We start from the raw sequence: 20769 nt of genomic DNA, 5'->3' as shown, positions 1-20769 counted from the left end.
TTACTTATCTATTCATAATCTTCTTCATCATCGATTTCTTCGTAATATGAACTTCCATTACTTACATATATAGGGCCATTCGCAACATCAATACGTAGTACCCACGCCCATGGTACAGCTAAACGTTTATGTATCGCTCGCCAAAAGCTCATTGATTTTCTTTCGTACTCCTGGAACTCCTGAAGTAACTCTTTGTAGGAGGAACCGTCTAACTGAATATTTGCTTCTAACAAACGAGAATGGGCATAGTACTGTAACTCTAGTTCAGCAGCAATTTCCATTTCTTCTTCCGTTGCCATACCAATGATTGTTCCATCTTCTGGTGCAATTTCATATACGTTTTGAACTTCAATAAGCCCTTCTTTCTCTTTCTCAAACATGTAAACAGCCTCCTTTAACATATATTTTTTATGTTACAAAGTCATACTTCTACAATAACTTCTCTCTTTCCTCTTTTTTTGATAAACTTTTACAAAATATTTAACCGATGACCTGTTTTCTCTATTCTTTCAGCAGAAATGAAACGATTTTTATCAAAATTTAATTTATACACATCAGGCATATGAAGTGTTTTCCAAAACTCAAAATCATATTTCGAATTAAAATAATTCATGAGTAATACCATAATATTTCCATGCGTACCTATTACAATATTCTTACCTTCATATTGTTTTAATATATTTTGCATACATATTACAGCGCGCCTTTGTGCGATATCATTCGATTCTCCGCCTTCGTATGCAAAACTCCAATCTTCCCACACATTCTGCATAGCATCATTAAAATTTGATACTGGCTCTGTACTCAATAATCTTTCACGCAAATCTTCTTCTGTTTGTATTGATAATTTATATGTATTCGCAATTCCTTGTACAGTTTGGATTGCTCTTTTGTACGGACTAGAAATAACAACATCAATATGTTTATCTTTTAATAAATGTGTGACATTCTCTGCATCACAGTGCCCTTTTTCAGATAAAGGTCGTTCCCGTTCTTCTTTTGTATATGTAGAATGGGCATGGCGAACGAAATATATTGTTGTCATTTTTCAACCTCCTTTCTTATTTTCAATTTATATTCAATAATAAGATTGGAAAATCCTGTATTACAAAAAAGCACTTTTCATAAGTGCCCCTTTGTTTACATAATAAAATTATTTCATTATAATTTATTTCTGAATTCCTCACTTATGACAATATCTCGAATAAAGTAATCCATATTACTTAGAAGCTTTTCAAATGCTTTTTCACTCAAATTGTTCATCATAAAGACAATCTCAATCTTATTCCCTTTTTTATCAGTACCATAGAAACTATTTGTTAATACAAATGCAGTAGAACCACCTTTCTGTCCAGCAAATTCGAACATACCCTCTCCTACGGTTCCTTTAAATATATTCTCAATCTCACCTTGCATTTGTGGTGTAAAATAATTTCTGCTATTTATCTTTTCCAGTAAACTCATGTAATCCTTCGCATTTGCACCTATAAACCGATCTGACCAAATACGCTGAAAGTCCATATCGGCTTTTAAAGATATCTCGCGTTTTGTCCATTCTTTCTCGTCTTTCATCCATTCATGTATTTGCCATACATGCTTAACATATTCATCATTAGACATATTACGTAGCTTGTCCAATGCTTTATTTTGAGGAATATGCAGTTCTTTTTCAACATAGCCCCTCATATATAATGCCCCTGTATACGTTGGATAAAATTCATCGTGACTATTTAAGCCTAACTCTTTCAAACTTTCATTTATCCGCGTTGCTCCAAGCTTGTCTAATAAATATGATGCATTCGCATTCGAACTATAATGGATCATTCCTTTCACTACTTCTTCTAAAGAAGTTTGACCACCCTTCACTAACTCTTTAACTTTTACATCATCTAGCCATGCAGGGTGTGCACCACCATCAGTATTTTTCACATAGTATTTTTCTAATTCTTTCAATGAAATTTGCTCGTCTTTTCTTATTTTCCCTTCATCTACTTGCTTAGCATATTCAATTGCTATAATGATTTTCGACATACTTGCTAGCGGTAGTTTTTCTTTTTCATTTATTGATGTCAATGTTTCACCATTTCTTTTAACAATTAAAGAAGTTGTTTTATCATCCTTATGTTCTTTTATGTAATTTAGCACATAATTAGAGTCTTCTTTGGAATTGACATATTCCTTCACTGAAAAGAAAGCTATACAGCCTACTATAGTAATTCCAGCTATAATTCCAACAACTTTTAATCCCCTCATGATACTCCCCCTAAAATAAACATATTATATATTATACTAAATAAATTTCCCTTTTTAAGTAATAATTAGATTATTTATACAAAAACACTTCTTTTCTTAAACAACAAAAAAACATGCCTTCATTAGGAAAGCATACTTTGTGATATCCTTCACATTTTTTAGTTAAAAAATAAATGTTTACTTACCATGATGTAACATTAAATCACTAAGTTCTTCTTCAATGTGATTTAATTTCGCAACGCCTTCTTTCCATTTATGAATATAACGTGAAACCCCAACAAAAAACAAAACAATAATTGTGGAAAGAATAATACCATATACGATTGCTACAGTACTCATAGTTACACTTCCTTATAATTAGTAATGTGGTTATTAGTTATATTTTTATTATAAACCTTTTTCTTTTAAAATACTTCGATTTCAACTTTTTGTAACAAAATTGATTTTTCTAACATTTCGTTCGTGAAAATGGCATATTTTTCACAAATTATACAAAACTTCACCATATGTACTATTACCATATGAGTTATATTATTAAATAGAATAAAGGGGATGATATACTATGACGACTTGGTTTATTGTAATGTTAGTTGTATTTGGAGCATTTAAAATTATCGTTTCTAGCCTTCCTAACTCTGTTATTGAATCCATTATTAGTCGCTTTGAAACACATCCACAACTCGAAGAAGAGAATGTGACTGTTACAATGAACGGAAATAACTTAGTAGGCGAACAGAAATCAAAAATTATTCATGATTTTAACGAAGGTTTATTTTTAGATCGCTATTATGCACCACCCCATAATGAAGGCACTCCTTTAATTATCAATGCAAAACGTGGTAAAAAAGATTTTACATTTTATATTTATAGTCATGAAGAGCATGTTGATGTTGTAAAACAATATAAAAAGAAGGTAGTTGCGTATAGTTTACGCTCTAAAAACCTTCAAAATAGTGATATGTTCGTGTCAGCTGATTTAGCTTAATACTCATATATAAAAAGGAATCCATGGCATATGGATTCCTTTTTACTATTTACTGAAAAATAAGCTCTGTCTTCAAACTATCTTTCGGTAACAACCAGCCTTTTTTCTCTAAACTCGCCATTAATAATTCCCTTTGTTTTGTCGCAATACTTTCTTCATTTGTTTTAAATGACACTTCTATTACGAAGTCATCTTCTAATTTTCCTATATTACTTAATGGCCAAATTTCAATATTTGCTTTTATGTTTTCAAACTCTCCTGTATATCGTTTCATTAATACAGGACCGTAAATACGGGAATTCTTTAACATCTCTTCTCCCCAATTTGTATACAACCATTTGTTCATTTTCCCTGGTAATTTTTCTATTAACATGTTTTGAGCAGCTTGTTTATTTGGTAAATCAAGTATTCCATATCCTTTAGCACTGTAACTTTTCTTATTTGAAATGCTTAATGTTTTCTTCTCAAATCCCCAATCTATTTCCGCCTCATAACTATCCGTATTACTATCGAATCCTTCTTTTTTAGCTACTTCTAGTGCATCTTGAATTACACCATTTGGAATAGGATATCTTTTTTTATATGTTAGTTCAAAATCTTTACTAAATTCTTTCTTTCGAATTCTAGCAAACCAACCTTCCTCGCTTAAACTTTTATTCGCAGTATCTAAAAATTGCACTTGTATTCTTTCATATTTTGTACCAGCCTGGAAATGTTCTAGTACCTCTTGCTTCATCTCTTTGTTATCACCTAATACTTGTTCTGGCTTCAATAATAACTTCACTTCAAAACTAGGTTTCATTGGACTAGCTGCAAACCCTTCCTTAACGTTATAAAGGAAACAACAAAAGAAAATGCTTACGAATACAAATACTTTTTTCATATACCTATCCCCTTTACATTTCAAATGACTTCTATACGTTCCATTGCAAGTGAATATACATTTTCATATCCTGCTGTACTTAGCTTTTGTTGTAATCGATCCGTATCCTCTTTCAAAGCGTGCACTAGCACCGTATGTTCTGGTAATAATGTATTTAACATCTCTTTAACGTCTCTTATACTTTGGTGAACTTTATACGCAACTCGATTCACCCTACATGTATTCCTTACATGCTCTTTCATAACTTTTTCTGCAAAACTCCCTTTCGCAATATGCCCAGTAAAAATAACGGCATTTCGCTTTTCATTCCGAAGTTGTTCATAATATAACTGCGCTCGTTTCGTTTGCATATTCGCATCACTCATTACAACTATTCCGTAACTATTTTGCATACTAATGTCATTATCCATCACTATTATGTTTCTTTTTAAACTCTCCATAATCCATTTAAATTCTTCATTATTTTTTATCCAATCTTTATATACGAACATCTCTTCAAATCCAGCCAAAATTTCTTTATCCACTATAAGCGGAAATTCTTTATATCGTTCATATAAATACAATACTATATCTTGCGCCCTACCAAGTTGTGGAAGCGGTAATAATGCTATTCCTTTATTTTGCATAACTCGTTCAATTTCTGCACATAGTTCGTTTACACGTTCATTTTGCGAAACATCCTCTGTGTGATAAGCGGCATCCACAATTGCGATTTTTATATTGTAGCCCAATTTCTCAGGTAAATTAGCTCGTAGTATATTAGAATCTGCTGAATAGTCGCCTGAATAAAATACCGTATGTATTACACATATCAACTAAAAACCAAACAGCTCCTAATACATGCCCACTATATCCCCATTGAAACCGCAATGTAGGAGTAATTTGTATCCATTCATTTGGATTACTAATCTCATCAATACATACATAATTTAAATCTTTTATATGTTGGTCGCTATAAGGTAAATTCCACCCTTGCATCGCATTATAGTTTCTCCATTTTTCATAATATAACGGCAGTTGCTCCTTCGTATAACGAGTCGTCCAAATTTTTTTCTTATAGCCATACTTCGCTAATAAAGGTAAACCCATCGTATGATCTTCATGAATATGTGATAAAAATACCGCATCTAAAAATGGAACAGCTTCTCTCTCTATTTTTGGATAACTATCCTCATAAGATCGATTAATACCACAATCAAATACTATTTTCGTCTCTTTATTTTTTACAAAATAGCAGGAGCGACCGTATTCTCCTGCTCCTCCCCATACTTCCACTCTCATCATACTACCCCTTTTCGTTTTTGCTCCATATGTTGTAGCAGTAATAAGCATATTGTTGTAAGTCCAACAGAAACAACAGCCATCGCCATGCCTATAGATACTTCACCCTGTTCAAATTGGGCAAAAATAAACGTTGCTGACGTTTCTACTGATGGAGGTAATACGAGAAGCGATGCTACTAACTCTCTTATCGAAATTGTAAATGTCATCGCCCATCCAGCAAGAATACCTGGGATAATAAGAGGCAATATTATTTTTCTAAAAATATAAATATAATTTCCAGAAAAAACACTTCCTGCCTGCATGAGAGAATCATCAATTTGTCCGAGTGATGATTTTACATATTGCACCGTGTAAGGTAAAAACAGAACAACATACGTTATGATAACCATGATTGGTGTATTATAAATTGACATAGGCATATATGGTGAATTCCAAAATAGAATAAGACCTACAACCATAATAATTCCTGGTACCATATTCGGTAACATACCGCACATATCAAGCCATTTTTCAGAGGTTTTTTTCCCCTTTCGAATCATAAGTGCCAAAAAGACTCCAATCATTACCGCAATAATCGCTGTTACGAGTGAAAAAAGAAAACTATTCCATAAAGCCTCTAATCCTGGAGATCCCATTGTAAACAATGCCTCATAATGGCTTGTTGTAAAATTATTTACATGTAAACCGCCGCCTCTTAATTTTGACAAAGAAGCAATAAGTATAGAAAAGTATGGAATTCCAATTGATACGATTAATAAACCAATTACATACATCCATGCTACAACGCGCGTAAATATAGACAAAGTATATCTTTTAGATTTCACACCTTTTCCACTAACTATTGCATATGAATACTTTCGATTCAATACATTTTGCATATACCAAATGAGCATACAAGCACTAAGTAATAAAGAAGATAATGCTGTTGCACTACTAAAATCAATTGGCCAACTCGAAATAAATTTATGGATTTCTGATGTTAACACGTGGAATCCTATTCTACGTCCGAATGTAGCCGGTGTTCCAAATTCAGCAATCGTCTTTACGAAAATGAGTAAAGCACCCATTACATAACTTGATACTAATAACGGCAATATTATTTTTCTTAAACGATAGAAAAAACTTCCGCCATGAACTGCTGCAGCTTCTTCTTTACTACTCCCAATCTGAAGTAACGTGTTTTTCAGCATGAAATAAAGGAATGGGAATAAATGCAGACTCATAATTAATACCATACCTCCTAAACTAAAAAACGATGATGAAACTGTCTTTAGCATCGGGAAAAATTGTTCAAAATAGCCGTTAGGTTGCATGAACAAAATCCAGCCCATCGATCCAATATACGGCGGTGTCATAAATGGAATCATAAAAACAATATCTAACTTACTATACTTTCCTACATCTGTTTTGCTCATAATAAATGCCAATGGAAATGCAAATATTGTAGCACCTATTACAACGAGTACACCTAGAAGCATCGAATTTAGAAAAATCCCCGCTAATCCACCACTCTGCATCACTTCAAAAGGCTTTAAAAAGTTCCAACTGCTATTTTCATATACACTAGAAAATAAAATAAGAAAAAGTGGAATGACGATTAACATCGCCACAAGTAATAACGCTACCGTCATTCCAACTTGTCTTACTGATACGAATCGATTTACCATGGAATCACCATCTTATTGAAATACTTTCTTAAATTGTTTTCCTATTTCATCTTGCTCTTTCTCAACTGTTTTCCAATCAATATTTAATACTGGAATCTCTTCTACATTTGGTCTATTTTCAGCTTTTATATCTGTTCTACCAGGCAATAAATACGCTTTAGAAACTTGTTTTTGTACATCATCGGATAATAAATAATCAATAAACTCTTTTGCACCTTCAACATTTTTACTATCCTTCATAATCCCAGCTGCACGTGGGCTAATAACTGTTCCGCTTTTTGGATATACGATATCAACAGGTTCACCCTTTGCTTTTGCGCTATACGTCATATAATCAACACCCGCAATGACCATATCTTTCGCACCTGTTACAACTGGGTCTAACGCTTCCTGATTTGCTCCTGCTACTGTAACTTCATTTTTCTTAAGCTGCTCAAATAAAGGTTCTGGTGCAAAAAAGCGAAATGATTTGAAAATGCTCTTTCAAACTTGGCAATACTGGTGCTATTACTAAAAAAAGGTGTGTGATCAGTATGGAAAAAGAAAATATATTCAAATGGAAACAGTATCAGCCTGATATCATTGTATTAACCGTACGTTGGTACCTGCGGTACAACTTAAGTCTTCGTGATTTAGTGGAAATGATGGAGGAAAGAGGATTATTCTTAGTACATACAACAATTATGCGATGGGTGCATCAATATGGACCAGAATTAAATGAGCGTATTCGAAAACATTTGAAACCAACCAATGATTCTTGGCGTGTGGATGAAACATACATCAAAATCAAAGGAGAGAAAATGTACTTATATCGCGCGATTGATTCTGAAGGAAACACGATTGATTTTTATTTAAGTCGTAAAAGAGATGCGAAGGCTGCCAAACGTTTTCTAAAGAAAGCCTTGGCTTCTGTTCATGCCACAAAACCTCGTTCGATAACTGCTGATGGCGATAAAGCCTATCCTGTTGCAGTACGTGAACTAAAGGAAGAAAAGTGTATACCACACGGTATACCACTTCGTGTAAAAAAATACTTAAACAATATCATTGAGCAAGATCATCGGTTTATCAAAAAACGGATTCGGAATATGCTAGGATTGAAATCATTCCCTACAGCTATAAAAATGATTACTGGAATAGAAGCTATGCATATGATCAAAAAAGGACAAACTCTCCAAGGGGAGAAGTCTGTCCAAAAGCAGATATATCTTATCAATGAACTCTTTGGTTTAACAGCATAAAGTTCCATTCCGTTAGGAATCTTCTATTCTTTTTTCACATTCCACTATTGTTGCACCAGAACCAACATTTCTTCTTCATTGATACTTTCCAAGATTGTTTCCAAATTTATTACTGTGGGTGAGTTGCTAAATTCATATCGTCCATAAAAATTAATATGTTGCCAAGCAACTGGTGAAATATACTTTAATATATTCATCTCAATACCTTTATTTTGAGATTTCGTTAATATAGTTGATAATATACTTGCATTGTAGTAAATAATACAGTTGGTGAGTAGTCTACTACATTCATTCCAAATTTGTTGGTCTTGCTCCGTTTTGAAACGAAGTTTCCCAAAATTGGTTCTGGTGCAAATAAGGGATACATTCCAAAAACCAATGAGGATTCCTACCGGAACCGTTCTTTACGCTGTTAATCCAAATAATTGATGAATGAATTGTTTTTGATTTTGAACAGACTGATCCCGTAAATCAATCTGTTCTTTTTTTATCATATGCATGGCTTCTACTCCTGCAAGAATACATGTGGCTGTGCGAAAAGATTTAAGTCCTAACATAGAGCGTATACGTTTTTTAATGAAATGATGGTCTTGCTCTACGATGTTATTTAGATATTTTATCTGCCTAATTTGAATGTCTAACGGCATTTTTTTCTTTTTCTTCAACCCTCTGATAGCAATGGGATAGGCGGGATTTTTATCAACTGTGATTGCACGAGGTTTTGAAACATGAAAAGACCGCAAAGCCTTCTTGAAGAATCGCTTTGCAGCCGTATGGTTTCTAGATTTACTGAGATAGAAGTCAATCGTATTTCCTTCAGAATCAACCGCACGGTATAAATACATCCATTGCCCTTTTACTTTTATATATGTTTCATCCACTCGCCATGAATCATTTGTTTGTTTCAGATGACGTCGGATCCGTTTATCTAGTTCCGGTCCGTATTGATGGACCCAACGCATAATCGTTGTATGGGATAAGGTTAATCCTCGTTCTTCCATCATTTCCACCAAATCTCGAAAACTTAGATTGTACCGCAGGTACCAACGAACAGTTAATAGAATGATATCTGGTTGATAATGCTTCCATTTAAACAAATTGTCCTTTTTCATACTGATCACATCCCCTTTGTAGAGTAATAGTATCAGTATGTCCAAGATTTAAAAATTCATTGCACAAGTATTATATTCTTTGCACCAGAACCGGTGGGTGCTACTTTATATACCTCATACTCGTAATTATGAATAAAAGAATGATATTTGAATGCAGTTTTTAATTCATTAATCTGATAAAAAAACCAATGTGCAAGGGAGGTACAACCACTTTTTTGACTCCAAAATAAAATGAGAGGGAAATCTTTTTGAAAATGTGGTATACGTCCTTGTGCAATTATAACGTTAGATGCATTTGAATTTGACATCACGGTTTTCTCCTTTTTATATATTAATGTGATCCAATAATTGACGTATCCGATGATTATAAGTATGTTCTCGTAATGTTCTTTTATATCCATTCATTGCAATTTGCAACCGTTCTTTTTCATGTTTTAAATAATACTCTGATTTTGTAATAAATTCTGTAGGAGAATGAAACGTTTCTATTTCCGTACCTAGTGTGTAATGTGCCGCAAGGTTACACCGTACATCTGTTAATTGAAACGCACATGAACTTGCAATTTCAAATGTACGATTATTAATAGAATGCGCTTCAATTTGTAAAGAGTTACGATTTAATGTTTGATCCTGTGTGGAGCGATGCATATTTACATTAATTTTAGAGGAAGTATAATACTGTAAACTCTCCTCATACGTTGCAAATGGTAGTAACTTAATTTTATCTTTTAATGATTCATAATGTTTAAGTTTCTCCCAACCATATCCTACAATACATGTGTTTTTTTGCTTTAGATAGTCTGCAATTGAATCAATAAAAGACAAGCGATTTTCAAATGCGGTACCTAAAAAACTTATATCGTACTTATAAGAGAAGTATTCAAGATTCGGTTTATATACACTTGAATCAGAGGCTAGAGGGACATAATATACATGACTACAGCCTAATTCCTGATAAAAGTCGATGATTCCAGTATCCGGTGTAAATACATAGTCATACTGAGGCACAACGTGTTGTGTAAGATCGGAATAATACGGATCATCTGTTAACCATATTCCTGTTTTATATCCATAATGATTTAACATAGGAATGACATCATGATTGAAATCTGGATGTAAGCCGTGTAGAACAAGAATAAAATCCGGTTTTGTTTTGATTGCTGTTTTTATAACCTCTTTACTGGAAACCATTGTAACGACTTGTACTACTTTTTGAAGAGCATTATATATAGACATTTCTATTGATGGATAATAAAAAGGAATACCAGATTGAACAAATAAAACATTTGCATTTAAAAGATTCATATGTATCACCTTTTTCAAAATTATATTATGTACAAAAATAATAAAAGTAGAGCCATATTTATATACGTATAAATATGGCTCTACTTTTCATAGGTGCAACGGGAGGAACAGGAACCTCCCATATTATATATATGTTGCATAATGAAATGTAAGACTAAAATTTTATTATTTTTGTTCTCTTTCTAAAAAGCGCAAGTGTTTCGTCTTCTTAATGTATAGAGAATTGGTTAGTTTCGTCCAAATTGTGTCTAAACGTACAATTTAGACGAAATGGTATGGTGAGGTCATGCCCATCAACTTAAGAGAACAAATAAACTGAAATTCCCTTCAAAAGGGTTATAAACTGTTCAACAGATTGATTGTTCTTAAAAATCCGCATGCGAAATAAACTCTAACGAGTTTTGTTTTTTAAATTATGCAGCTTTCTTTTGTGCTCTAGCTATACTATACTCATAATGGACACCCATGATATCAAAGACAGTTTTCTTCTCATATCTGTGAGATTTCCGCCCGTTTTTCTCTAGAAGGTGGAACAGGTGAACCAGAAACTTTGTTATCTCTTGGGTGTTTTGTATGGCTTGATAGAGGAGAAATAGATGATCTTGAATCATTCCAATCGCTTTATATTCACTTAATTCTTTTTGCTTCTTCTGTAACAAAAGTTGGCGCATTTTAAACATGGTAGAAGAACATAAGAAAATAGCAATCAGTTTCCCGTATAAATGGCACTCTATTCGTTCTTGTTTAACAGTGCGACAATGATCTATATGAAACAATGATTTCCACGTTTTAAAAACTATTTCTATCTGCCAACGTAAAGAGTATAGTTCATGGACTTGCTTCATCGAAACCCACTCCCACGGAGTGTTAGTTACATATACATTCAACCCAGATAATATTTTACTTTTTTTCGAATATGGTTTTCCTTTTTTCTTTTCACTTTCCATTTGTTTTTTTCGTCGTTCTCGTAATTGTTTTTCTGTTAGACGATACAGAACGAGTCGGGCAAACAAAACTTTTTGATCTCCTACATAAACATTACCTACTTCATAAGTTTCACCAGGTAACAAGCGCTCCATCATCATTTGCAAGTTGATTTTTACATATTCTGTCTGTTTTTTGAGTGCACCATTATGAAAAAATGTAGGATTAGGATTTTTGATATATACATTTGAATTTAACTTTAAGCGTGAAATAAAATATGTTCCCCGTTGATCCATTTGATCTAAATCCTCTAATGAAAAATACCCTAAATCACGAATACATAAATCGCCTGGTCGTAACGTATCTAAACATTCTGTGCCGAATGTTTTATCATTATTTTTTCCAGGCCCCACTTGAAAATTAAGAAATTGTCCACTATGTAAATCATATTCTAATTGAATTTTGATTCCAGCTGTTTGCGCACATCCACCTGAACCAGGGTATATATGCTCCAACGTATTAGGTACCTGAAACATGGTGGCATCCATGATGCGAATGCGTTGAAAATGAGCAAGAAGTTGATTAGAAATGTGAGTCTGTTCACAGATTTTTTGTTGTAATAACAAAGAAAAGATATGTTTTAAAAATAACACTGATTTTTCATTAAATCGTTTATTTAAGCCCTCCGGGCTAAGTACAGTACCTGTAACTGCATGAAGCCTACTACATAATCGGACTAAAGAATCACTGGCCACCCTTTGGCTAATCCAAATACAAATGGTAGCTAAATCTGCCCCTGAAAATTTGCGTTTTCTTTTTACAAATTTCATCTCTCTTGCTAGTTCTTCCAAAAAATCAGGTGTGATATAGCGCTGTAATTCTTCTGCAAATGGTTGTAACTCCTCTTGAAGCAAGAGATTCATAAAAAACGTCACCCTTTCTCATAGATTATTAAGAAAGAATAACGTTTTTTTGTACTTTGGGGTAGTAAAAAGCCTTAAGTTGATGGGCATGTGTCATACCCCTTGTGCTTTAAATTTACTTGTACGTTGAACAAACTGTGTTTCTTTCGCTAAATGTGTTAAAAAGTTTGATGAAAATACATGTTGTAATTCCTTTGCAAGTAAACGAAATTCTTTAAAATTTGATAATTTCTTCATAAATTCTCCTCCATTTTTCTTTACATTTTATACAATAGAGATAAAAAGAAAAGAGGAAAACAACTATGTACCCATTAGGTTCGAAAGAACATCCAATCATTGTAAAGGTTTCGTCTAAAGAAAAGGCACATAAAGTAGCTACCATTTGTGATGCACATAATTTCTACTATATCGTGGGATTGGAATTCAATGAAGATATATCAGATTTAAAAAGAGCCCTCAAAGATTATAAACGGCCAGAAAACATTTATGAGAATTGCTCCTGTAATAGCGGAAAAAAGTATAAATTTTGTTGTATGAACAAAGAAATAGAACTAGATATATAAAAAGGAGATACCCCATTTTTTCGGTTTTGGGGTATCTCAGTTTCCTTAGCTTGATGGCGATGTTGCCGTGCGCCTTTAACGATTCAGAGTGGTGAGTTTGTTTCGATTATGGGACCTTCTGGTTCCGGTAAGTTAACGCTTATGAATATTATTGGTTATTTAGATCGTCCAACAGAAGGCGAATATATGCTGAATGATGTGAATATCTTAATAGCAGACGAGTCAAAGCTCGCTTTAATTCGTAATGAAATATATCGGCTTTGTATTCCAGCATTTTAATTGACTGCCGCGTCTCTCTGCGGTGGAAAATGTTGAGCTTCTGCTCGTATACGGTGGCGTGAAGAACGCAGAACGTCGTAAGCGTGCCTTAGAAGTTGTCTATAATCTTTTTAATAAAATCGCTACACCTGCTAATAAGTTTCTGCTTTTTTCCTGTAGGAACTCAGCGAGTTCTTCCAAAGACATATTGGCAAGATCCTCTAAACTAAATTTTTCAAGGAAGAGTTCCATCGTAGCGGTACCAAATACAGAAGAATCCACTTCTTGTGAAAATGTATTATATTTAACACTTAGGTGTTGAAGAAAGTGTTGTTTTTCTTTCGCTAACATTTTGACGAGTTGGTAGCGTGATTTTGTTAATTGCTGCAGTGCCACGTACTGGCTTTCTTTTACGATAGACATTTGATTACGGTCAAATCGTAAGTAATCAGCAATGACAAAGGCATCAATCTCATCGGTTTTATTCATGTCAGAATAGCTTTTCTTAAAATTTGCGATTTGCTTTGGGTTTAGGAGAAATACTTTTGCTCCAAAACGCTGTAAATCTATATCATGGTGAAGAAACATAGAAGGATGAAAGCTGTAAACAGAGGTGGATTCTAAACCAATCTTAAGGATGTCGACCTCTTTACCTGCAACACACTGTAATAATTTTTCTTTGAGTATAGTAGCTCCTGGTAGGTCATTACTGACCGAAAAAGAATCCAGTTTTTCTCCGTCACCATTTAAAAAGCAAGCTTTCATATCAAACGAACTTACATCTAAACCAACAAATAATCTCATGTAAGAGACCTCCCTTCTATATTAGAATCATTTCTTGGACGTCTCGAGATATCCTCTAGTGTGTACGCCGCTCAATAACCTCGTGTATGAGAGCTAGTCCTGAATCGAAAGACGCCCTAGAGCTACTATCATCTAGGTTCGAGGGTCAGGCTGCTCAGCCTGCGAGTAGGGAGGCCCGCACGTTTACTGAGAAACACTCCTCAAATGTGGTAAATCCACAGGAGGTAAAAGAATTGTCCCAAATGATCCTAAAATTATTATCTAGAAATATCTTGAGACGTCCAAGTATTTTTATTTATAGGGCTTAAATATTAATATACAGGAGGTATGACCTTATGACCAATGAACATTACGTTTCACCCATGCTCGTACTAACCATACCCATTACACCGGCGCAAGAGGCAGAGTTGCTTACACTGTTTCAAAATTTACAAACGGCCGTCATCATCAACTATTTTGCGAATCCGACGCTTTTGCCGAACCAAGCATACGTAATGAAAAAGTAGTGTATTTCATTTTACAAAAGGAGGAAATTTTCATGAATAACGAAAACAATATATTTGATAACCTTCCAATTTCGCCGGAGATGGTACCTACTATTCCTATTACACCGGAACAAGAAGCACAACTGCTTGCTTTGATCGAACAAATGCAAGTCGCAGTGAACACATATCTGAACAACCCTACTCCAGCAAATAATGCTGCTTTGCGCACGGTTCTGCTAAATTTATATAATTTTTTACTGAATCAATTCCCTACACAGCAAGGACGAGATGCTACACGGTATAGTATGTTTCTTCTCCTTTCAGTTAACAACCGCTTAGTTTCGGCGACTCCTTCACAATCTTCTGAAGTAGCCGTTATGCTGCAATCTTTGTATACAACTTTATCTATTACGATATCTGAATTTATCATGACAAATGTCGTACGAAATCAAATTTTAAATATTTTATCTGCTCTCGTTCTGACAACTGCTGATAATGTTGGCGGCGGTGCGGGGCCTACTGGACCGACTGGAGTTACTGGGTCTACTGGAGTTACTGGGTCTACTGGAGATACTGGAGATACTGGACCGACTGGAGTTACTGGGTCTATTGGAGTTACTGGGTCTACTGGAGTTACTGGGTCTACTGGGTCTACTGGGCCTACTGGGCCTACTGGGCCTACTGGGCCTACTGGGCCTACTGGAGATACTGGACCGACTGGAGTTACTGGGTCTACTGGAGATACTGGACCGACTGGTCCACCAGTAAGTCTGAATATCGGTACAATTTATGTAACAAATGTCGGTTCAAATAATGTATCGGTAATAAATGGGAGCACAAACACTGTAGTAGCAACTATATCTGTAGGAACATCGCCAGTAGAAGTAGGAATAAATTCATTAACAAATTTGATTTATGTAACAAATGTCGGTTCAAATAATGTATCGGTGATAAACGGGAGCACAAACACTGTAGTAGCAACTATACCTGTAGGATCATCCCCGATAGGAGCGGGAGTAAATTTATCAACAAATTTGATGTATGTAACAAATTCTAGTTTAGCAAATGTATCAATGATAGATGGAAATACAAATTCTGTATTAATGACTATACCTGTAGGATCATTCCCACAAGAAGTCGGAGTAAATTCATCAACAAATTTAATCTATATTGCAAATTCTATTTCAGATAATGTATCAGTGATAGACGGAAATACAAATTCTGTAGTAGCAACTATACCTGTAGGATCATCTCCACAAGGAGTGGGAGTAAATTTATCAACAAATCTAATTTATGTTGTAAATGTCATTTCAGATAATGTATCAGTGATAGATGGAAATACAAATTCTGTAGTAGCAACTATACCTGTAGGATCATCTCCACGAGAAGGTGGAGTAAATTCATTAACAAATTTAATTTATGTAACAAATTTTAACTCAAATGACGTATCAGTAATAAACGGAAATACAAATTCTGTAGTAGCAACTATACCTGTAGGAACAACTCCACAAGGAGTGGGAGTAAATTTGTTAACAAATTTACTTTATGTTGTAAATCTTGGTTCAAATAATGTATCAGTAATAAACGGAAATACAAATTCTGTATTAATGACTATACCTGTAGAAACATCTCCAAGAGGAGTCGGAGTTAGAATATAAGACCTAGAACGATTCTGTTGCAAAGTTTTTGGAGCTGAGCTAGACTGTAGAAAAAATGAGATGAGGAGCATACCATATGGGATATTTTAAAGGAAAACAATTCGAGAGAAACATTATCTTGGTAGCCGTCGGCTATTATTGTCGTTTTTCTTTAAGCTATCGTGATGTTTCTGAAATCTTGAAAGAACGTGGCATATCCGTTCATCCTACGACCATCATGCGTTGAGTTCATGAATATGGCAATTTGATTTATCAAATCTGGAAAAAGAAAAACAAAGCGACACACCCTGTTTGGCATTTAGATGAGGGTTCTGTTGCAAAGTTTAAAAACGATCAAAAATTATGAATAGCCTATACCTCATCTTGTATATTTCATACGATTTATTCTTCCTATTTGTATTTTAATTCTATATTTTTAGGGTAGTGTAAAACTTTGCAACAGAAACGGCATTTGATATACAAATAATGAATTTAATTTTCTGACAATATGAGTTATACTATTTAATAAGCTTTGTGATAATCTGTCATTTGTCTCCTTCTTAAGGTTGAGTGAACTCACTCAATCTTTTTTTATTTTTTCTCGTATTTGCCCTTGATTTTCAATAGGGATTTCTTTCCTATTGCAGCGTATTACCTTAGAATTGGGACGGGAATTACTTATATTGTTTGTCGTCCCGAATTTAAAAGGTGACTTTCTCAATACGAAAAGAGGTAGATACCCATAACTAACGCCGTGGGTATTTACCTCTTTTTCAACATGTTAGAAAAGATATACTACATAAATACTTTTAACAATTGTGTCACTAATGGAGCAACTCCCCCAATAAATGTTAAGACTGCGATTGCAATTGACATACCCTATTGCTCCCCTTATTAAAAATCTTACCTTCTGTATTCATCTCATTATACATGAGTAGAGAAAGAACAAAATATGCAATTTCGCATATCAAAAGATCTTTGATATGTCACCAGAATTATTTTCTTCCGACATCCGAGCTAACTTGCACCGTTTTTTATGTATACGACGAAATAACTCATCTACTTCTCCTTGTGTCATGTCCTTTGATACCTCTAAAGTTCGATGAAATGTTTTCTTCCACAAAACTTGTAACAATTTGATTTGTCGCCCCGAAACAAGACGGCCTTTTTTCTTTGTCTCTCGCTGTTGTTTTAGCATTTCCAATTCTAATATTCTTTTCTTCATACATAAAAAGTCTTGTGGTATATCTTCTTGCAGGCCTACCTCTCGTAGTAAACGATAAAAATGATTTCTATGTTTTAACGTAGAACTTCTTTGGCGCATGGCATGTTCAATTTTTTGCAATACCTGCTTACACGAGATACGGTCCATTTCAAAACCCATCTTCTCCCACTTAAAAAATACAGGGGAACCTTGAAAATATACCATCAATATCTCCACAAATGAATCTGTCACAATCGATGTATCTTCTGTCACACATGCATATTTCGTGTCTTCTAAATAGTAGCGCAATACTTTACATAAATCAGAACGAAAACTCCCCTGAAACGAAGGGGTTAGCTCTACATATACCATCTTACATACAACCCTTTCTATTCTGTCAACATAGCTAAGCACTTAAAAATTATAGTAACACTGCTTTTTGGGGACATTGGCTGCAGTTTTCACCTGTTAGGATAAACGATTCGTTATCCACCCAAAGGATTCAAATGTATTCGTATAGATTTCTATCCCCTTAAATGATATACACTAAAAATATATGCTCTACCTGGATATATTCAAGTAGAGCATAACATATACTTTAGATTACATGAACTTTGATACCATCATGGTGCCAAAAGTAATAAACGCCGCTTGTATCAAAAAGATGACAACAACTGGAATAGAGGATTTTACTTTACTTAATCCGGCCACTGTTCGTAATCCCATCCAAATTAAACCTAAATACCATAAATAAAATACCTCAAATGCGCTAGCCATTCCATGGAGTAGTGTACCTTGTTGGAATAATGGGGATAAGTTCGTATATCCTGTTATATTTCCACCAAACATACGTGTTAAAATTGCATTGAATAGATCACCAATAATGGGGTACAGCCGAGATACGTGTAAAAATAGGTCATAGGCTTACTTTTATTTCCAACTATGACCTATTGAGCTTATATAGGGATCGTTTCTTCTATTGGTTGAGGAACTTTCTTTAAATCAATTACATAATCCCCAAAACGTTTTATATGTCTAGTCATATAAGGACTTAGTGTTTCTAAATCTTGGCGTGCAAAGCGATAACCTTCTTTTTTTAGTTGCCATAAAATCATAGTGATATCCACTACATTTTGAAAAATTACGGAATTGGTGATTAAATCGTTGTATTTAATACGTTTTTCCTGTTCAATTGGATCGTTTTCCGTAATAATACCATCGCCACCAAAGAACAACCACTTTGAAAAACCATTATAAGCTTCTACTTTATTCGTACTAGCTGTAATTTGTTCACGTAATTTCATATCTGAAATATATTGAAGAAGAAAGATTGTTCGAATCACTCTTCCAAGCTCTCGAAATGCTTGATATAATCGATTTTTCTTACTGTTACTACTTAATTTTCTAAGAAGCGTTGAAGGTAAAATTTTTCCCTTTTTAATTGAAACAACCACTTGGAATAAGTCTTTCCAATGTGTTTCAATCACTCCCCAATCAATTACATCTTTAAATAAAGGGTCTATATGTTTGTAGTTTGTATGCTTATCTGGACGGAAAAATTTTAAATCTTTCCAATTGCGAATTCTAGGCATAAGATGAATTCCTAATAGATAGGATAAGGCAAATACAGGTGTCGATTGTCCTTGTGTATCCGCATGAAGAGTATCGGGTTGAATATCAGATTTATTTTTTAATAGCCCATCAATAATATATACCGCTTCCCAAACACCACAGGGGATAAAATGACTAAAAAGGGCGATATAATTATCCGCAACATGATGATAGGCAAGTCCTCCATATCCGCCATAACGGATGTGGTATTCTGATACTAAATTTTCTATATACATATCATGTTTCGTTCCATCAGCTGAAGCTACTTTTCCCGTTCCCCATAGTTTTGGTAGACTAAATGTATTATATTGATTTAAAACATCCTGAAGTGCCGTATTTAATTTCGGAATATGAATATGTCTACGATTCACAAAAGAAAGCATGTGAGCCGTCATCGTATTACGCATATGTTTGGCTGTTTGCGTTGGTCCTAAATTACATCCATATCCGAATGTAGTAACAATATAACGTTCCGTAGGATTTTCTAATTTAGGATCAGATCCGGATAAAGGACCAAAATGTCTTGTCCAATGAGTCCAATGTTCTACATTACAAAGTATATCTAATACGGTTCGCTCTGGTAAACGTTGTATAATTTCTTTTTCTAATAATTTACTACTTGTAGATACATTTCTTCGTGCTAATCGTTTTAAAATAGGTTCACCATCTTCTGTTATAATCACTTGTCCGTTATTTGGATAATTTAAATCTACCGTATTGGCAACAGAAGTTAATTTGTGTTTTAGTTGTTTAACAAAATTAATAGGAGATGAAGGGAAATTAAGTTCTTCACAATACTCCTTAACTATCGGTTCGCATTCTTCCCAAGGTAATAACTGTTTCCTATAATCAGCGAATTTTTCAGAACCTTGTACACTTACGTCACCTGTCTTTAATTCGGAAGCCAAATAGGAAAATATACAAAGTTCCAGACGTTTACGATACAATAAATTAGAGTCTTTTCCAACTCGAAGAGTTTGTCTCCATTGCTCGTTTGCGAATGATAAATCAAGATTAGTAGGAAGTTGTTCTACTCTCCGATTTTCATTTAGCAACAAAAATTGTAAGGCTTTTATAAGAGAATCATCCTGAGTCGTTGAATCCAATTCTAATAATGAAATCAATCGAAATAGAGTCTTTCTGTGACTGTTATAGAACTTTTCTAATAAAGGAAGATAATTATTCCTGTTATACGCAGAAATGGCTAAGCAATCTTGTTGCAAAGAATCGATACCGCCTTTTTCTTCAAATAACTCCGTTATTTTACTTCCTATCATGTTCGTATCATCATACGTATGAGTTGTATGTAAAACTTCACTCAATATAGAAATAAGGTTTTCACTTATAGAACGTTGCTGTTCTCGTAAAAGAGCTAATTCTTCTTTTCCTCTTTTATGTATCCTAGCAATCCTTTTTAAAAACATATCTATTAAATTATCTCTTGTTACAATTTGTGAACGATAAATAACAGACAATAACAACATATACCTTTTAGCCATATGAAAGTCTTTTATTTCTGATGCATCTAAAGCTAGTGCTTCTGATGCAAAGTGTTTAATTTTAGAGTAACTACTCAGCCACCTTTCGGTGTCTTTTTTAAATTTTACTAGTTTCATATGCCTCCCATTTG

Annotated in this window: 18 protein-coding genes and 8 pseudogenes; 7 read left to right on the top strand and 19 right to left on the bottom strand. The window is 34.1% G+C overall.

The features are described from left to right. Positions 1–8 precede the first annotated feature (8 nt). From AC3WVZ_RS07425 to AC3WVZ_RS07405, 5 genes are all read right to left on the bottom strand, one after another. Positions 9–380 carry a hypothetical protein gene (locus AC3WVZ_RS07425; RefSeq protein ID WP_000461779.1) on the bottom strand — a complete coding sequence of 124 codons (372 nt, stop codon included), beginning with the start codon at positions 378–380 and terminating at the stop codon, positions 9–11. A gap of 89 nt (positions 381–469) precedes the next feature. Next, complete coding sequence (locus AC3WVZ_RS07420; RefSeq protein WP_000208265.1) at positions 470–1045, bottom strand: histidine phosphatase family protein; 576 nt, start codon at positions 1043–1045, stop codon at positions 470–472. A 116-nt stretch (positions 1046–1161) separates the two neighbouring features. Further along, positions 1162–2253, bottom strand: coding sequence for a serine hydrolase (locus AC3WVZ_RS07415; RefSeq protein WP_001214670.1), 1092 nt, complete (start codon positions 2251–2253; stop codon positions 1162–1164). Between the two features lie 177 nt (positions 2254–2430). Continuing rightward, positions 2431–2592: a hypothetical protein gene (locus tag AC3WVZ_RS07410; RefSeq protein WP_000108701.1), complete on the bottom strand. Its 162-nt coding sequence runs from the start codon at positions 2590–2592 to the stop codon at positions 2431–2433. 65 nt (positions 2593–2657) lie between these two features. Further along, on the bottom strand, positions 2658–2774 hold the full coding sequence (locus tag AC3WVZ_RS07405; protein WP_001987133.1) for a hypothetical protein: 117 nt from the start codon (positions 2772–2774) through the stop codon (positions 2658–2660). Between the two features lie 41 nt (positions 2775–2815). On the opposite strand from AC3WVZ_RS07405, the gene AC3WVZ_RS07400 reads away from it, so the two are divergent. Then, a complete protein-coding gene (locus tag AC3WVZ_RS07400; RefSeq protein WP_000214581.1) occupies positions 2816–3238 on the top strand; it encodes a YfmQ family protein in 423 nt (140 codons plus the stop codon). Positions 3239–3287: 49 nt separating this feature from the next. Here AC3WVZ_RS07400 and AC3WVZ_RS07395 read toward each other — a convergent pair whose 3' ends face one another. From AC3WVZ_RS07395 to AC3WVZ_RS07380, 4 genes and pseudogenes are all read right to left on the bottom strand, one after another. Then, a complete protein-coding gene (locus tag AC3WVZ_RS07395; RefSeq protein ID WP_000755313.1) occupies positions 3288–4121 on the bottom strand; it encodes a hypothetical protein in 834 nt (277 codons plus the stop codon). 20 nt (positions 4122–4141) lie between these two features. After that, positions 4142–5405 (bottom strand): annotated as a pseudogene (locus AC3WVZ_RS07390) (MBL fold metallo-hydrolase). Further along, positions 5402–7072 (bottom strand): ABC transporter permease, encoded by a 1671-nt coding sequence (locus AC3WVZ_RS07385; protein ID WP_205172289.1) that lies wholly within the window; start codon positions 7070–7072, stop codon positions 5402–5404. The pseudogene AC3WVZ_RS07390 and the gene AC3WVZ_RS07385 overlap by 4 nt, the downstream one beginning before the upstream one ends. Positions 7073–7084: 12 nt before the next feature. Continuing rightward, positions 7085–7513: pseudogene (locus tag AC3WVZ_RS07380) on the bottom strand (extracellular solute-binding protein); the annotation flags it as partial. A 92-nt stretch (positions 7514–7605) separates the two neighbouring features. Between AC3WVZ_RS07380 and AC3WVZ_RS07375 the strand changes: the two are divergent. After that, entirely contained in the window at positions 7606–8313 is a 708-nt protein-coding gene (locus AC3WVZ_RS07375) for an IS6 family transposase (RefSeq protein ID WP_100910607.1), read from the top strand. Positions 8314–8357: 44 nt separating this feature from the next. Here AC3WVZ_RS07375 and AC3WVZ_RS07370 read toward each other — a convergent pair. From AC3WVZ_RS07370 to AC3WVZ_RS07345, 6 genes and pseudogenes are all read right to left on the bottom strand, one after another. Continuing rightward, positions 8358–8654 (bottom strand): annotated as a pseudogene (locus AC3WVZ_RS07370) (Tn3 family transposase); the annotation flags it as partial. A 63-nt stretch (positions 8655–8717) separates the two neighbouring features. Next, a complete protein-coding gene (locus AC3WVZ_RS07365; RefSeq protein WP_233936236.1) occupies positions 8718–9425 on the bottom strand; it encodes an IS6 family transposase in 708 nt (235 codons plus the stop codon). 104 nt (positions 9426–9529) lie between these two features. Continuing rightward, a pseudogene (locus AC3WVZ_RS07360) lies at positions 9530–9733 on the bottom strand (sulfotransferase family 2 domain-containing protein); the annotation flags it as partial. 16 nt (positions 9734–9749) lie between these two features. Next, complete coding sequence (locus AC3WVZ_RS07355; protein WP_233936235.1) at positions 9750–10730, bottom strand: CgeB family protein; 981 nt, start codon at positions 10728–10730, stop codon at positions 9750–9752. Between the two features lie 413 nt (positions 10731–11143). Further along, positions 11144–12577, bottom strand: a complete 1434-nt coding sequence (locus tag AC3WVZ_RS07350; protein WP_233936233.1) for an IS4 family transposase — start codon at positions 12575–12577, stop codon at positions 11144–11146. A 93-nt stretch (positions 12578–12670) separates the two neighbouring features. Next, positions 12671–12814: a hypothetical protein gene (locus AC3WVZ_RS07345; protein ID WP_176116727.1), complete on the bottom strand. Its 144-nt coding sequence runs from the start codon at positions 12812–12814 to the stop codon at positions 12671–12673. Positions 12815–12879: 65 nt separating this feature from the next. Between AC3WVZ_RS07345 and AC3WVZ_RS07340 the strand changes: the two genes are divergently transcribed. Both AC3WVZ_RS07340 and AC3WVZ_RS07335 read left to right on the top strand, forming a co-directional pair. Continuing rightward, on the top strand, positions 12880–13140 hold the full coding sequence (locus tag AC3WVZ_RS07340) for a DNA-binding protein (protein WP_078188090.1): 261 nt from the start codon (positions 12880–12882) through the stop codon (positions 13138–13140). A gap of 75 nt (positions 13141–13215) precedes the next feature. Then, positions 13216–13519 (top strand): annotated as a pseudogene (locus AC3WVZ_RS07335) (ATP-binding cassette domain-containing protein); the annotation flags it as partial. Positions 13520–13557: 38 nt separating this feature from the next. Here the strand turns inward: AC3WVZ_RS07335 and AC3WVZ_RS07330 are convergent. Next, a pseudogene (locus AC3WVZ_RS07330) lies at positions 13558–14202 on the bottom strand (IS110 family transposase); the annotation flags it as partial. Between the two features lie 335 nt (positions 14203–14537). Here AC3WVZ_RS07330 and AC3WVZ_RS07325 point away from each other — a divergent pair. From AC3WVZ_RS07325 to AC3WVZ_RS07315, 3 genes and pseudogenes are all read left to right on the top strand, one after another. Then, entirely contained in the window at positions 14538–14708 is a 171-nt protein-coding gene (locus AC3WVZ_RS07325) for a hypothetical protein (protein ID WP_176116729.1), read from the top strand. Positions 14709–14740: 32 nt separating this feature from the next. Continuing rightward, positions 14741–16345 (top strand): collagen-like repeat preface domain-containing protein, encoded by a 1605-nt coding sequence (locus tag AC3WVZ_RS07320; protein WP_233936232.1) that lies wholly within the window; start codon positions 14741–14743, stop codon positions 16343–16345. Between the two features lie 76 nt (positions 16346–16421). Continuing rightward, positions 16422–16652, top strand: a pseudogene (locus AC3WVZ_RS07315) (transposase domain-containing protein); the annotation flags it as partial. 639 nt (positions 16653–17291) lie between these two features. Here AC3WVZ_RS07315 and AC3WVZ_RS07310 read toward each other — a convergent pair. From AC3WVZ_RS07310 to AC3WVZ_RS07300, 3 genes and pseudogenes are all read right to left on the bottom strand, one after another. Next, entirely contained in the window at positions 17292–17900 is a 609-nt protein-coding gene (locus tag AC3WVZ_RS07310; protein ID WP_233936231.1) for a hypothetical protein, read from the bottom strand. A gap of 231 nt (positions 17901–18131) precedes the next feature. After that, complete coding sequence (locus tag AC3WVZ_RS07305) at positions 18132–18377, bottom strand: hypothetical protein (protein ID WP_197234766.1); 246 nt, start codon at positions 18375–18377, stop codon at positions 18132–18134. Between the two features lie 107 nt (positions 18378–18484). Next, positions 18485–20704, bottom strand: a pseudogene (locus tag AC3WVZ_RS07300) (Tn3 family transposase); the annotation flags it as partial. Positions 20705–20769: the final 65 nt, after the last annotated feature.

This window comes from Bacillus sp. CPT56D-587-MTF (assembly GCF_058792335.1).
The sequence above is the reverse complement of the archived record's forward strand: the minus strand, read 5'-3'. Positions and strand labels throughout refer to the sequence as shown.

Coding starts and splice junctions, on each gene's coding strand:
- AC3WVZ_RS07425 (WP_000461779.1), bottom strand. CDS start 380: ATGTTTGAGAAAGAGAAAGAAGGGCTTATTGAAGTTCAAAACGTATAT.
- AC3WVZ_RS07420 (WP_000208265.1), bottom strand. CDS start 1,045: ATGACAACAATATATTTCGTTCGCCATGCCCATTCTACATATACAAAA.
- AC3WVZ_RS07415 (WP_001214670.1), bottom strand. CDS start 2,253: ATGAGGGGATTAAAAGTTGTTGGAATTATAGCTGGAATTACTATAGTA.
- AC3WVZ_RS07410 (WP_000108701.1), bottom strand. CDS start 2,592: ATGAGTACTGTAGCAATCGTATATGGTATTATTCTTTCCACAATTATT.
- AC3WVZ_RS07405 (WP_001987133.1), bottom strand. CDS start 2,774: ATGGTAATAGTACATATGGTGAAGTTTTGTATAATTTGTGAAAAATAT.
- AC3WVZ_RS07400 (WP_000214581.1), top strand. CDS start 2,816: ATGACGACTTGGTTTATTGTAATGTTAGTTGTATTTGGAGCATTTAAA.
- AC3WVZ_RS07395 (WP_000755313.1), bottom strand. CDS start 4,121: ATGAAAAAAGTATTTGTATTCGTAAGCATTTTCTTTTGTTGTTTCCTT.
- AC3WVZ_RS07385 (WP_205172289.1), bottom strand. CDS start 7,072: ATGGTAAATCGATTCGTATCAGTAAGACAAGTTGGAATGACGGTAGCG.
- AC3WVZ_RS07375 (WP_100910607.1), top strand. CDS start 7,606: ATGGAAAAAGAAAATATATTCAAATGGAAACAGTATCAGCCTGATATC.
- AC3WVZ_RS07365 (WP_233936236.1), bottom strand. CDS start 9,425: ATGAAAAAGGACAATTTGTTTAAATGGAAGCATTATCAACCAGATATC.
- AC3WVZ_RS07355 (WP_233936235.1), bottom strand. CDS start 10,730: ATGAATCTTTTAAATGCAAATGTTTTATTTGTTCAATCTGGTATTCCT.
- AC3WVZ_RS07350 (WP_233936233.1), bottom strand. CDS start 12,577: ATGAATCTCTTGCTTCAAGAGGAGTTACAACCATTTGCAGAAGAATTA.
- AC3WVZ_RS07345 (WP_176116727.1), bottom strand. CDS start 12,814: ATGAAGAAATTATCAAATTTTAAAGAATTTCGTTTACTTGCAAAGGAA.
- AC3WVZ_RS07340 (WP_078188090.1), top strand. CDS start 12,880: ATGTACCCATTAGGTTCGAAAGAACATCCAATCATTGTAAAGGTTTCG.
- AC3WVZ_RS07325 (WP_176116729.1), top strand. CDS start 14,538: ATGACCAATGAACATTACGTTTCACCCATGCTCGTACTAACCATACCC.
- AC3WVZ_RS07320 (WP_233936232.1), top strand. CDS start 14,741: ATGAATAACGAAAACAATATATTTGATAACCTTCCAATTTCGCCGGAG.
- AC3WVZ_RS07310 (WP_233936231.1), bottom strand. CDS start 17,900: ATGGTATATGTAGAGCTAACCCCTTCGTTTCAGGGGAGTTTTCGTTCT.
- AC3WVZ_RS07305 (WP_197234766.1), bottom strand. CDS start 18,377: ATGTTTGGTGGAAATATAACAGGATATACGAACTTATCCCCATTATTC.